Source organism: Streptosporangium sp. NPDC000509, assembly GCF_042898365.1.
Taxonomy (GTDB): domain Bacteria; phylum Actinomycetota; class Actinomycetes; order Streptosporangiales; family Streptosporangiaceae; genus Streptosporangium.
The window spans coordinates 1-13,440 of sequence record NZ_JBIAYX010000012.1 but is presented as its reverse complement, the minus strand read 5'-3'; the positions used below and the strand labels follow the sequence as shown (position 1 = coordinate 13,440).

The following is a 13,440-nucleotide window of genomic DNA, read 5'->3' as shown; positions in this document are numbered from 1 at the left end:
CCGCCGTCCCCGCCCGGCATTCACTCCCGCACCGTCACCGAGGTTAGGGTCGGAGGGTGCGTGCGGCCAGGTTGATGTCGTTGGTCCTGTTACTCCAGGCCCGGGGCGGGATGACCGCGACGGAACTCTCCAGGGAGCTGGAGGTCTCCGAGCGAACCGTCCACCGTGACGTGCTGGCCCTGTCGGAAGCCGGTGTGCCGGTGTACGCCGACCGCGGGCGAGGTGGCGGCTACCGGCTGCTTGACGGATACCGCACCCGCCTCACCGGCCTTGACCGGGCCGAGGCGGAGGCGCTGTTCCTGTCGGGCGTTCCGGACGCCCTGCGGGAGATGGGGCTGAGTGAGGTGGCGGCCACGGCGCGGCTGAAGGCCTCGGCCGCGCTCTCCCCCGGCCTCCGCGACGCCCCCGCGACCGCGGCCCAGCGCTTCCACCTGGACGCCCCCGGCTGGTTCGCGAGCGAACGGCCCCCGCCTGCGGCACTCACGCCCCTGGCCAGGGCGGTGTGGGGCGATCACCCGGTCACCGCCCTCTACCGGCGTGCCGCGCGTTCCCGGTCTGGTGAACAGAGCGGACGATCGGGTGATACCCCGGAGACCGGGCAAATCGGGCAGTCCGAAGGACCCGGTCAGGCCGGGCACGACAGGCGGGCCGGGGAGACCGAGCAGGCCGGGCGCGATGGACGGGCCGGGGAGACCGTGGATGCCGAAGGGACCCGGCAGGCAGGTGCCACCCGGCGCCTGGAGCCGTATGGGCTGGTGCTGAAGGCGGGGGTCTGGTATCTGGCGACCCGGTTCGCCATCTACCGGGTCGACCGCTTCGACGAGGTTCGGATCCACTCGGACCTGCGCTTCGAGCGAGATGAGACCTTCGACCTCGCCGCCTTCTGGAGAGAGAGGGCGGCGCGATTCGCCGTGTCCCTGCTCACCACGCACGTCACCGTACGGCTCAGCCCGGCCGGCCGCCGCGCGCTCCCCTTCATCGCCGACCACGCCGCCCTCGAGGCCGCCCTCGCCTCCGCCGGTGAGCCCGACGAGCAGGGATGGGTCACGTTCCGCCTGCCCGTCGAGTCGCCGGAGGTCGCCTACAGCCAGATCCTTGGCTTCGGCCCCGAGGCCGAGGTCGTGGACCCACCCGGCCTCCGAGCTCGCCTTGCCGAGGCCGCGACACGCCTGCGCGACCTGTACGCGTCCCCCCGCGTCCCCCGCGCCCTCCGCTCCTCCGGTGACACCGGCGCGCCGGACCGCTGACCTCTCGCGACAGGCCCGGCCTTCGAACCGCCGACCTCTGATAACGAGCCCGGTCCCGGGGCCGCCGATCTCGCACGGCGAGCCACGCCGACGGTCCCGGCGCCGGTCAGCGATAGCCGGTGGCGTCGGCGGGTTTCCCCTTGCTCTCGACCTCCTCGATATAGCGCCAGGCGTCCGGTCTGCTGCCGTCGACGTCGGTGAACCCGTACACCTGGGCGAGCTGTCCGCTGGACACCGACTGTCCCGACCAGCGCATCCGATCCTCGTCGGCGGCGAGGGCGACGACCGCGCGGCCGGTGTAGGCGGGTGTCTCGGAGATCACGAAATGCGGCTGTTTGGCGGTGGCATCTCGCCAGTTCTCCTCGGTGACGCCGAAGAGCTCCAGCATGCTCTCCGATCTGAGCCAGCCGGGGGTGAGCGAGATCGCGGCGCAGCCGTGCGGGCGCAGCTCGTGGGCCTGGATGAACGCCAGGCGGTTCACCGAGATCTTGGCCAGGTCGTAGAAGGCAGAGAGCCGGTAGTTGGCGGTGTTGTACTCCAGGGTGCCGTCGGTCACCTCGATCACCATGCCCCCGGGATTCTCGATCAGCAGGGGCAGGGCGTGGTGACTGGTGATGAGGTGGGTGTCCACCGCCAGCCGGAGGATGCGCAGGCCGTCGTCGAGGGAGTGCTTCCAGACGGGGACGTCCCACTTGGTGAGCGGGTCGGCCCCCCAGACGTCGTTGACGAGGATGTCGAGTCTGCCCTGCTCGTTTCTGATCCGCTCCACCAGGGCGCGCACCTGCTCCGGGTCCAGATGGTCCACCCGGACCGCGACGCCGTGCCCGCCCCCGCGGGTCACCAGCTCGGCCGTCTCCTCGATCGTCTCCGGCCGGTCCATCTCCGAGCGCCGCTCCCGTGTGCTCCTGCCGGTGCAGTAGACCGTGGCGCCGGCCGCGCCCAGCTCCGCCGCGATCCCCCGGCCGGTCCCCCTCGTCGCCCCGGCGACCAGGGCGACCTTTCCTTCCAGCGTTCTTGTCATGGGACGAGCGTGGCGCCGAAACAGGACACCTACTGTCATGTTTTCGTACGACCCCCCAGGGGGCACGACGGCCGGGGCGGAGAGGGCGACGGGACCTCTCGGCCCGCCGGGCCGCCGAGGCGAGCTCGGGCAAGTAGTGGCTGGTCGATGACCCGACACTGACCATGGGCGGCCGTCAGGGTCCTTCGTGTGCAATCGATGGATTGTTAGCGTTTTTTCTAATTGGCCAGAACGGCGAGTCATCGAGGGAGGTGTCCCATGAGCGAGTTTCCGACGCTGCCGCCGCACATGCGGCGAGCGGGTTTCGATCCCGATCCGGAGCTGGAGGCGCTGCGGGACGGGACGGGGGTCGGGCTCGTCAGGACGACGGCGGGTGTCGACGCCTGGCTGGTGACCCGCTACGAGGACGTGCGCGCGGTGCTGAGCGACGCGGAACGGTTCAGCGTCGCAGAGACGATCAACTTCCAGCTGCCCGGCGTCGAGAGCAGCGAGGAGGATCTCGCCGCGCTCCGCGCGGGCAACCTGCTCGCCTTCGACCCTCCCGAGCACACCCGGCTGCGCCGGATACTCACGCCGGAGTTCACCCTGCGCCGGATACGCCGGCTGGAGCCGCGGATCACGTGCATCGTCGAGGAGCACCTGGACGCGATGGAGCGCGCGGGGTCCCCCGCCGACCTGGTGCCGTCGTTCGCGCTGCCGATCCCCTCTTTGGTGATCTGCGAGCTGCTGGGCGTGCCGTACGCCGACCGGGAGGACTTCCAGCGCAGGACCGGCCGGTTGCTCGACGTGGCGGCGCCCGTCGAGGAGCGCAGGGCGGCGCAGGCGGAGTCACGCGCCTACATGGCCGGGCTGGTCGCCCGCGCCCAGGCCGACCCGGGAGAGGAACTGCTCGGCACGCTGGTCCGCGAGCACGACGACCTGACGACGGACGAGCTCATCGGCATCGGTGACCTGCTGCTCGTGGCCGGGCACGAGACCACCGCCAACATGCTCGGGCTGGGCACGCTCGCCCTGCTGCGCGACCCCGGCCAGCTGGAGCTGCTCAGGAAGGAGCCCGACCGCGTCGACGCCGCGGTGGAGGAGCTGATGCGCTGGCTCAGCATCGTCCCCTCCAGCACCTTCCGGACGACCACCACCGCGGTCGAGATCACCGGACAGGAGATCGGGCCCGGTGAGCCGGTGATGTGCGCGCTGCTCGGCGCCAACCGCGACCCCGCGTTCCTGGCCGATTCGGAGGTGCTGGACATCACCCGGGGCGCGCCCGGCCACCTGGCCTTCGGTCACGGCGTGCACCACTGCCTGGGGGCGCCGCTGGCGCGGTTGGAAATGCGCATCGCCTTCCCCGCGCTGTTCAGGCGCTTCCCCGAGCTGCGCGAGGTCGAGTCCGAGGCGCACTTCCGCTCCTCCAGCTTCGTGTACGGCCTGTCGTCCCTCAAGGTCGCCTGGTGACCGCCGCGGGAGGACCGGGCACCGGCCGGGGCTGCCGGTGCCGGGAGGCGCGGCGGCCGCGAGCGGTCAGATGTGCGGCCGGCGAAGGCGGGCACGACAATCGTTCCACCGACCCGACACGGGAGGTCACGGCATGTCCGACCAGGAGAGGGCGAGCGTGCTGTTCATCGGCAACGCCACGACGCTCATCCGCTGCAACGGGTTCACCATCCTCACCGACCCCAACTTCCTGCACCGCGGCCAGTACGCCTACCTGGGCCACGGGTTGTTCACCAGGCGGCTGACCGAGCCCGCGCTGGGCGTCGACCGGCTCCCGCCGCTGGACGCCGTCCTCCTCTCGCACATGCACGGCGACCACTGGGACCGGGTGGCCCGCGAGGGGCTGGACCACAGCACGCCGATCGTCACCACGCCGCAGGCGGCGCGGAAGCTGAAGCGCCAGGGCTTCGGCGGGGCGGTCGGCCTGGCCACCTGGCACGACCACGAACTCCGGGGCGCGGGCGGCTCGCTGAGGATCACCTCGCTGCCCGCGCGCCACGCTCCCGGCCCGGCGGACTTCCTCCTGCCGCCCGTGATGGGGAGCATGCTGGAGTTCTCCGGCACGGACGGCCGCGTGGACCTGCGCATGCACGTCAGCGGTGACACGCTCATGACCAGGGAGCTGGACGCCATCCCGCGCCGCTTTCCGGACATCGACCTGGGAATGGTCCATCTGGGCGGCACGAAACTGCTGGGCGTCCTGCTGGTGACGATGGACGGCCGCCAGGGAGCCGAATGGGTGCGTCTGATCAGACCGCGTCACGTGCTCCCGGTGCACTACGACGACTACGGCGCCTTCAGCTCCCCGCTCTCCGACTTCCGCGACCACGTCGAGCGGAGCGGCCACGGAGACCGGGTCGTCTACCTGGACAGGGGTGAGAGCTACGACGTGCCCGAACGGCCGTGACCTGCGGGGACGGGCCCCGGCGCCGCGTCCCGCCCGGCCGGGCCTCCTGTGATAGGCAGTTCTCATCACCCGAGGGAGCGAGGAGAACATGGTGGACAACACCGAGTTCGAGCTGCGCGGGATCAACCACCTCGCGCTGGTGTGCTCGGACATGAAGCGGACGGTCGACTTCTACTCCGGCGTACTGGGCATGCCCCTGATCAAGACGATCGAGCTGCCGATGGGCTGGGGGCAGCACTTCTTCTTCGACTGCGGGGGCGGCAACGCGCTGGCGTTCTTCTGGTTCCCCGACGCGCCCGAGGGCGTTCCCGGCGTCTCGGCGCCGAAGAACCTGCCCGACCGGGGTGAGCTGCTCTCGGCGGTCGGCTCGATGAACCACATCGCCCTCGACGTCGCCCCGGACCGCATCGAGGAGTACCGCGACAGGCTCATCGCCAAGGGCGTGGACGTCGGAGTGATCCTCAACCACGACGACAGCGAGTTCGGCGTGGCGCCCGCCATGGGAGAGGGCGTGTTCGTCCGGTCGATCTACTTCAAGGACCCCGACGGCATCCTGGTGGAGTTCGCGGCCTGGACCAGGGAGCTCGGCCTGCCGGAGGACGTGCGCCACGAGCCGAGGACCGCCGCCGACCGGACCGTCTGAGCCCGCGCGTCCTCGGGTCCGCCCGCCACCGAGATCAACCGCACCGGCCGCGAGAACGGGCCCGCGCACCGGCGAGCCGTCGCGCCGCCCGGCACGCCTTCCCCGTCACGGCTTCCTCGTCATGCCCTCACACACGCACCCTCACGTGCCACACCCTTGCAAGGCGTGCCTTTACGATCACTTGCTCGATCATGTCAAGGAAGCCACGCCGGAGATGCGCCGATCGGTGAGAGCTCGTCGCCGAAGGAGATCCGCCCGGCGGGAGCGACCCCGTGACCTGGTCGGAGGCCTTGACCACGGAGCCGGGCGACCGTTCGTCGCGCCACCTGTGCCGCTCGGCGCTCGGTGACCTGAATGCAACGGCCGCGTAATTACGCTGCCGGTCAGCCGAAGGGGACGATCCTGCCCGGGCGTCCATTCTCCAGCTCAAGGAGACCGCGTTGACCACTCCAAACGGGGACCGGAGCGATCGCAGCCCATGGAACTGGCTGCTTATCGTGCCGATCATCCTACCTTTGCTCCCGCTTCTCTACAATTCCGATGAACCCCGGCTTTTCGGTTTCCCGATGTTCTACTGGCTCCAGCTCGCCTTCATCGCGATCGGTGTCACGTGCACCTCGATCGTGTACCGGATGACGAAGCGGCGGCGGTGACCCGATGGAAGCCCACCTGACAGAGATCATCATCTTCTCCGTGCTGTTCCTGGTGGTCAGCGGCATGGGATTCGTGGCCGCGCGCTGGCGCCGCCCGGAGAACCTGGCCAGCCTCGACGAGTGGGGACTCGGCGGCCGCAACTTCGGCTCGTGGGTCACCTGGTTCCTGGTCGGCGGCGACCTCTACACCGCCTACACCTTCGTGGCCGTACCCGCCCTGCTCTGGGGGGCGGGCGCGATGGGCTTCTTCGCGGTGCCGTACACCATCGTGGTCTACCCGATCGTGTTCCTGGTGCTGATCCGCCTCTGGTCGGTCTCGCACGTGCACGGCTTCGTCACCCCGGCCGACTTCGTCCGGGCCAGGTTCGGCTCCCCCACCCTCGCGCTGCTGGTCGCGATCACCGGCATCGTCGCGACGATGCCCTACATCGCGCTTCAGCTCGTCGGCATCGAGGCCGTGCTGAAGTCGATGGGGGTGACCGGTCATCTGCCGATCATCATCGCGTTCGCGATCCTGGCCGCGTACACCTACCAGTCGGGCCTGCGCGCGCCCGCGCTGATCGCGTTCGTCAAGGACACACTGATCTACATCGTGATCCTGGTCGCGATCTTCGCGATCCCCGCCCAGATCGAGGGCGGCTGGTCGGGCATCTTCGACGCCGCCCAGGCCAAGTTCGACGCCAGCGCCGCACCCGGCGACGGGATCCTGCTCAACGCGAACAACCAGCTGCAGTACGTCACACTCGCCCTGGGCTCGGCACTCGCGCTGTTCCTCTATCCGCACAGCGTCACCGGCATCCTCGCCTCCAGGAACCGCGACGTGATCAAGCGGAACATGTCGGCGCTCCCCGCCTACAGCCTGCTGCTCGGCCTGATCGCCCTGCTGGGCTTCATGGCCATCGCGGCCGGGATCCAGCCCATCGGCACCGACAACAACACGATCGTGCCCCAGCTGTTCGACAGGATGTTCCCCGACTGGTTCACCGGCGTCGCCTACGCCGCGATCGGCATCGGCGCGCTGGTCCCCGCGGCCATCATGTCCATCGCCGCGGCGAACCTGTTCACCCGCAACATCTACAAGGAGTATCTGAACCGGGACGCGAGCGATGCCGACGAGGCCCGCGTCTCCAAGATCACCTCGCTGCTCGTCAAGGTCGGCGCGGTGCTGTGCATCCTGTTCCTGGACACCGGCTTCTCCATCGACCTGCAGCTCATCGGCGGTGTCATCATCCTGCAGACGCTCCCGTCGGTGGCGCTCGGCCTCTACACCCGCTGGTTCCACCGGGGCGGCCTGATCGCCGGCTGGGTGGCCGGCATGGGGGCCGGGATGCTCCTGCTCTACAACATCGGCAACCCGGCCACCGGCAAGCTGCACTTCGCGGGGTCGGCGTTCCCGCTGGAGAAGCTGGGACTGGACACCAAGATGACGATCTACGCGGGCATCCTCGCCCTCGCGGTCAACCTCGCCGTCGCCGCGCTCGGCACCGTCATCGCGCGTTCCGCCAGAATGGCCGAGGGCGACGACTCCACCAAGCCCGACCACTACTTCGCCGACGAGGGCGACCCCAGGATCAAGGACCTGGACCTCAGCGCCCCCTGACACCTCCACGCCGAACGCGGGGGGAGAGCCGGTCGGGCCCTCCCCCCGCGCCCCGCGTCAGCCGCCGGCCGGGGCGCGCAGCTGCGCGATCAGCGCCTGCCCGTCCCGTACGAGAACGTCACGTGCCTTCGTGTCGGGCACCCAGAGCTCACGCTGGGCGAGCTTCACGAAGACCTCCAGCGAGGCGATCGCGGCGTTCTTCCTCCCAGCCTCCGCGTGCTTACTCGCCTGGTCGAGCTGGACATCGAGGACGCCGCCCCGCGCCGAGCCCTCCGCCTTGAAGCGGTCGAGGAGTTTGCGCACGTCGGCGAATGAGGTCGTGACCTCGAACGCGACGGTCTGCTTGGTGACGTGCCCCGCCTTGTCCTTCGCGGTGACGGTCAGCGTGTGCGTGCCGAGCGCCAGCTTCGACAGGGCGATCGCCTTGCCGGAGACCACCTCCAGGTCACCGATGGCCGCCGTCACGCTCGCCACCCCCGAGGCCGCGTCGGACGCCGAGAAGACGGGCGTGATGAACGCGGAGTCGCCGTACTTGCCCGGCTCCACCCCGCTCACCGACAGGACCGGGGCGGTCTTGTCGATCTTCGCCGTGACGGTGCCGATCTGCGAGACGTTGCCCGCGTTGTCGGTCGCCCGGTAGAGCACCTCGAGAGCACCCTCCGCACTCAGGGTGACCGGGTTGTTGGCGTTCAGCCATGTCGTACCGCCGTTGAGCGAGTACTGCCTGCTCGCCACCGTGCCGTTGTCGGTCGCGGTGACCGTCAGCGTGACGTTCCCGGTGTACCAGCCGTTCTCCCCGCCCGGCTGGGCCGGGGCGAGCGTGGCCGACACGGTCGGGGGCGTCTTGTCGGCGACACCGTCACCCTGGAAGGTGAACCCGTCGACCTCCACGCCGCCGGTCGAGGTGACGTAGAGCTCGCCGCTGCCGGTCGGGGCACCGGTGAGCGCGGTCTCCACGCTCTGCCAACCCGATCCTGCCGGCACGGTGACGGTGGCGAACGGCTCCGCCGTCTCCGAACCCCATCGCAGGGAGAGCGTTCCCGCACCGGAGGCGCGGGTCTTCACACTGGTGATACCGGCGAAGTTCACCGGGTCGTACGAGATCCAGTCACCGGCGTCGAACGACGTGATCTTCGCCCGGCCGGACGCGCTCGCGTCCTCCACCTTGGTCACGCCGCTGCTCGCGTCGGCGTGCTCGGCCTGCAGCTCCTTGGGGTTGAGGATGAGCGTGGCGTCACCGACCGCCCCGGGGATGTCGCCGGCGCCGTTGTCCCGGTAGCTCACGACGACGACGCCGAAGATGTTCTCGGTCTCACCGTGCTCGGGGGCGTCGGCCGGTGTCGGCCACGCGCCCGAGCATCCGGAACCGAGGGTCTCCGGGTGCGCGTGCGTGTCGTGACCGAGGCCGAAGGTCCACTGCACCCGGCTGCACACCGGGTTGTCGCCGTCCTCCTTGTCGGAGACCTTGATCTGGAACGGCACCGCGTCGCCCCAGTTGAAGAAGGAGCCATTGCCCGGCGACTGGATGGTCACCTCGGGCGCGGTGTTGCCCACGGTGATCTCGGTGGAGGTGAGCCCGAACTTGCCCTGCGCGTCGGTCACGCGGAGCCTGGCGACGTACTGCCCGAGCGCGGGGTAGGTGTGCGAGGCCGTCACACCGGTGGCGTCGAAGGTCCCGTCGCCGTCGAAGTCCCACTCGTAGGTCAGCGGGCCCGGCTCGGCGTCGGTCGACGAGGCCGCGCTGAAGTCGACCGCGAGAGGCGCGGTGCTGCCCGACGACGGCTTGGCGACGATCTTCGCCTGCGGGGTCTTGTTCCCCTCGGCGTAGTCGATGCGGTACAGACCCGAGTCGGGGTTGGCACGGAAGAAGCCGTCGCCGTAGTCGAGCACGTACAGCGACCCGTCGGGGCCGAACTCGATGTCTATCGGGCTGTCGGTGATCGGCATCACCGCCGCCGTCAGCGCGCTGTTGGGCAGGAAGTGTTCGATTTTGGTCACCGGCCCGCCAGGCGCCGTCACGGTGAACGCCGCGAGATAGTCCTGCGAGAACTCGGCGAAGAAGAACTTCTTGTCCCAGTACGCGGGGAACTTCGTCGTCGAGGGGTTCGCCGCGTCGTAGTGGTAGACGGGACCGCCCATCGGTCCCTGACCGCCCGCGGGCTCGAAGTCGGTGAGCCCGGCCCATTCCGCGGGCTGGTGGGTGTTGTTGTCACCGTAGTAGAGGGTGGCCGGGGTCGCGGGCGGCAGCTTGTCCACGCCGGTGTTCCAGCGGGAGGTGTTCACCGGCCCCGCCGCGCAGTCGAACCACTCGCGCGGTGTCGCGGTCGCGAAGTTCCAGTCGTTGTAGTTGAAGTGGTTTCCCGTGCAGTAGGGCCAGCCGCCGTTCATCGGCTTGTCGATGGGGGTGACGTCCCACTCGACATAGCCCAGGGGACCCCGCGCGGGGTCGGGCGCCCCGGCGTCGGGACCGTAGTCGCCCCAGGAGACCGTGCCGGTCACGTCGTCGACGTCCATGCGGAAGGGGTTCCGCACTCCCGTCACGAAGATCTCGGGACGGGTCTTGGCCGTTCCCGGCGGGAAGAGGTTGCCCGCCGGGACGGTGTAGGAGCCGTCCTCCTTCACCGTGATCCGCAGGATCTTGCCGCGCAGGTCGTTGCTGTTGCCCGCGCCACGCCGCGCGTCGAGGCCGGGGTTCATCCCCGGGGCGTCGTTGTTGGGCGCCATGCCGTTGGCGCCGGGTGTGCCCGCGGGGGTGTTGTCGCCGGTGGCGAGGTAGAGGTTGCCCTCGGCGTCCCAGTCCATGTCGCCCGCGACGTGGCAGCACTGCCCGCGCTGCACCTCGACCTTGATGATCACCTGCTCGGTGGACAGGTCCAGCGCGTCACCGGTCCACTTGAACCGTGACAGCTGGTTGTAGCCCTTCCACTGGTTCCAGTACGACTCGTCCGCGCCCGCGGGCAGCGAGTTGGGCGCGGAACCGGTGGGGGTCGTCTCCGGGTACGGGGCCGTCATCGTCTTCGGCGCGTAGTAGACGTAGACCCACTTGTTCTCGGCGAACCCGGGGTCGATCGCGATCGTCTGGAGGCCGTCCTCGGAGTTCGCGTAGACGGGGATCGTGTTAATGATCTTGGTGATACCGGTGGCGCCGTCGGTCAGGCGGATGTCACCGTTGCGGGCGGTGTGCAGGACTCTCCTGTCCGGCAGGACCGCCATGTCGATCGGCTCGCCGACGTTCTTGGTCAGCGTGATCTTCTCGTAGTTCGACCAGTTCGTGGCCGCGTCCTGGAGCTGGGCCTGTGCGGGGGCGGCACTGGGCACCGCCAGGGGAAACAGCAGGGCGGCCAGTGCTCCGCCGAGCATGGCGCGGGTAAGCTTCAACTTCCTGAGCCTCTTCTTCAGGGGAGTGTCAGGACATGGCGGGCCGCCACGCGTGCCGCGGCAACGGCTTCGATCACGTGGCGGTCCGCCGAACCCTTCGGATCCTCCGGATCCTTCCTCGGGTTCTTCCTCGGATTCTTCTTCGAGGTGTGTGCTCTGAGGTGTGGCTAAGGTGCGCCGAGCTCTCAGTGACGGCGCAGGGCGGAGAGGTTCTTGTAGCTGAGGTCGGCGTACTGGAGCGAGCGGCCCGGCTCGGCGGTCCCTCCGGGCGCGTTGTCCTGCTCGTACATCGGGTTGTGGCGCTTCTCGATGTCCAGCTTGGAGAAGAAGGCCTTGTAGTCGATGTCACCGGTTCCGAACGGCACCATGTCGTAGCCGTTGGCGGTGGTGTTGGACTTCCCGTCCTTGGCGTGGAACAGCGGGAACCGCTTGTCGTTCTGCCGTACGAGCTTCAGGGGGTCGAAGATGTCGGTCCGGGTGACGCCGTTGCGCGCGACGTACTCGCGGTGCTTGTACTGCGCCACGTGCGCCCAGTAGATGTCCAGCTCGAGATAGACGTCCTTGCGCTCGGTGATCTTGAGGAAGTACTCCAGCTTCCGGATGCCCGACGAGCGGGTGGGCCGGCCCAGCTCGTCGAGGGGGCCCTCGTCGAGAAGGAAGCTGTAAGCCGCGTCGTGGTTGTGCGTGTACAGCTTGAGACCGGCGGCCGAGGCGAGCGCGCCAAGTCCGTTCCACTTCTGGGCGGCGAGGTCCCAGTCCGCCTTGTAGGCGCTGTTGGTCGGGTCGCTGCCGGTGCCCACGTGCTCCATGCCGAGGATGTTGGCGATCTCCAGCGTCCTCTTGAAGCGGTCGAGATCGGCCTGGGTGAGCGGCCAGGAGCTGGGAATGAAGCCGTGGTTGCCCTGGGCCTTGAGCCCGTTGTCGTCGAGCCACCGGCGCAGCAGCCGGGCACCCTCGACGGTCTCCAGGTCGGCTCCGCCCTCCGCGTTCGCGTGCTGGCGGTAGCCGGCGAACTCCACCTGCTTGTAGCCGATCCGCGAGAGCTCCTCGAACACGCGCCGGAAGCCCGCCGGCAGGTTCATCGCCGGGTCGCGGGAGACGACGTCACGGACCGTGTAGAGGATGATGCCCCGCTTCGCCTCCGGCACCAGGGCGTCCTGGTGGCCTTGGCCGTGGCCCTTCCCGCGCTCCTGGTCGCCGTCGGGGGACGCGTACGCGGCCGACGCGAGCGGACCCACCGCCGACATGGCGGCCACCGCGGTGACCCCCGTCGTGGCGGCGAGGAACTGGCGGCGGTTCAGCCCGAGCCTGCGGCGCAGCGCGCCCGCGATCTCGTCGGTCTCTTCTTCGTGTGCACTCATGTTTTCCTACCTTCGTGTGGGTGGATGGAGCCCCACGGTCCCCGATGCCTCAGCCGGGTGACCGCCGACTCCCTTCCGCCGCAGGCCGCGGTCCCACCCGGCGGGTCACCTCTTCGAGGGGATCCGCCTGCGGACGCCGTCGGCCGACTCACTTCGTCCTCTCGGTGGTGTGCAGAGAACTTGGCGTGGAAGTTACGCGTCTTCTGCACCTTTTGGAAGAACTTTTGCCATGATCACTTGAACTTTCTACGGCGGACGACCAAAGTCCCTCCGGGGTGTAGCCGTACCGGGCACGCTCCCACACACCCCCAGTCGAGAGATCTTGCCTGATCAGGCGGGGTGGCCACTCGCGGAACGTCGCAATAGACTCGGTTTGTAACAATATGGGCAAACAGCCCTACGAGGCCCCCCGGAGACACCCCTCCCCTAGAGCCGTCACGCGACTCGACCTGCGTCTCGCCGGTCACTCCCGCCCCCACCCCGACACGGGTGATCACAGAACGTATTGAGCGGTGACTTCGGTCGGCCACGCTGGAACTTCTGTCAAATTTGACAAAAGTAGCTGACCATAGGGTCTCAAGACCGAGGGGAACCGATCATCCCGGCGAAGAGAACGAAGAAAAGGAGAACACCACCCCGCCGCGCGCCTCAGCATAGGTCGAGCATCGCTTCCCGATCATGAGCATCGCCGCGACGATCACGCTTCGGCTGGTGCACGAACGGCGGCCGGCTCTCCGTGACACGCTCGGCGAGCTCCACGCCCAAGGTTGCGCATCGAGGGTTTCGTCGTACCCAGGCAGGCCCGGTGCCGACCGTCAGAACGTGACGCCCGTGAAGCGAAAGCGACTTCCGTCTCACAGTGAATCCCTTCGCCTCGCAGAGGCCCGGGAGCTCCCCCGGAGCCCTTGCCTCTGCCGGCCTGGAACGTGGCGGCTCGGGAGCCCCGGCCTTCGACGTCTGGAGGTTCGGAACACCGCTTGAGCGCCGCTGGGCCGCCCTCGGGACCCCGCCGGGCATCGCCGGGCATCGCTTGAAAAAGGCCCAGGAAAGCACGAAAGGGCCCCCACCAAACGGCGGGAGCCCTCTCATGAAAGATTGTCCGGCGGTGACCTACTCTCCCACACCGTCCCCGGTGCAGTACC

The 13,440-nt window shown here is 69.0% G+C and carries 9 protein-coding genes; 6 read left to right on the top strand and 3 right to left on the bottom strand.

The genetic code is table 11. The features are described 5' to 3' along the window. The first annotated feature begins 56 nt into the window (after positions 1-56). Complete coding sequence (locus ACFY3D_RS22285; protein WP_389981909.1) at positions 57-1,247, top strand: helix-turn-helix transcriptional regulator; 1,191 nt, start codon at positions 57-59, stop codon at positions 1,245-1,247. 106 nt (positions 1,248-1,353) lie between these two features. Here the strand turns inward: ACFY3D_RS22285 and ACFY3D_RS22280 are convergent, their stop codons facing one another. After that, a complete protein-coding gene (locus tag ACFY3D_RS22280) occupies positions 1,354-2,268 on the bottom strand; it encodes an SDR family oxidoreductase (protein WP_389981907.1) in 915 nt (304 codons plus the stop codon). 258 nt (positions 2,269-2,526) lie between these two features. On the opposite strand from ACFY3D_RS22280, the gene ACFY3D_RS22275 reads away from it, so the two are divergent. From ACFY3D_RS22275 to mctP, 5 genes are all read left to right on the top strand, one after another. After that, entirely contained in the window at positions 2,527-3,717 is a 1,191-nt protein-coding gene (locus ACFY3D_RS22275) for a cytochrome P450 (protein WP_389981905.1), read from the top strand. Between the two features lie 133 nt (positions 3,718-3,850). Further along, positions 3,851-4,663 carry an MBL fold metallo-hydrolase gene (locus ACFY3D_RS22270; RefSeq protein WP_389981903.1) on the top strand — a complete coding sequence of 271 codons (813 nt, stop codon included), beginning with the start codon at positions 3,851-3,853 and terminating at the stop codon, positions 4,661-4,663. Between the two features lie 88 nt (positions 4,664-4,751). Next, on the top strand, positions 4,752-5,306 hold the full coding sequence (locus ACFY3D_RS22265; RefSeq protein WP_389981901.1) for a VOC family protein: 555 nt from the start codon (positions 4,752-4,754) through the stop codon (positions 5,304-5,306). Between the two features lie 440 nt (positions 5,307-5,746). Continuing rightward, entirely contained in the window at positions 5,747-5,959 is a 213-nt protein-coding gene (locus ACFY3D_RS22260) for a DUF3311 domain-containing protein (protein ID WP_362901205.1), read from the top strand. Positions 5,960-5,963: 4 nt separating this feature from the next. Then, a complete protein-coding gene (gene mctP / locus ACFY3D_RS22255) occupies positions 5,964-7,559 on the top strand; it encodes a monocarboxylate uptake permease MctP (protein WP_362901203.1) in 1,596 nt (531 codons plus the stop codon). 57 nt (positions 7,560-7,616) lie between these two features. Here the strand turns inward: mctP and ACFY3D_RS22250 are convergent, their stop codons facing one another. Together ACFY3D_RS22250 and ACFY3D_RS22245 are read right to left on the bottom strand one after the other, a co-directional pair. Then, positions 7,617-10,937 (bottom strand): PQQ-dependent sugar dehydrogenase, encoded by a 3,321-nt coding sequence (locus tag ACFY3D_RS22250; RefSeq protein WP_389981899.1) that lies wholly within the window; start codon positions 10,935-10,937, stop codon positions 7,617-7,619. Positions 10,938-11,122: 185 nt separating this feature from the next. Further along, on the bottom strand, positions 11,123-12,298 hold the full coding sequence (locus ACFY3D_RS22245; protein WP_389981896.1) for a sugar phosphate isomerase/epimerase family protein: 1,176 nt from the start codon (positions 12,296-12,298) through the stop codon (positions 11,123-11,125). Between the last annotated feature and the right edge of the window lie 1,142 nt (positions 12,299-13,440).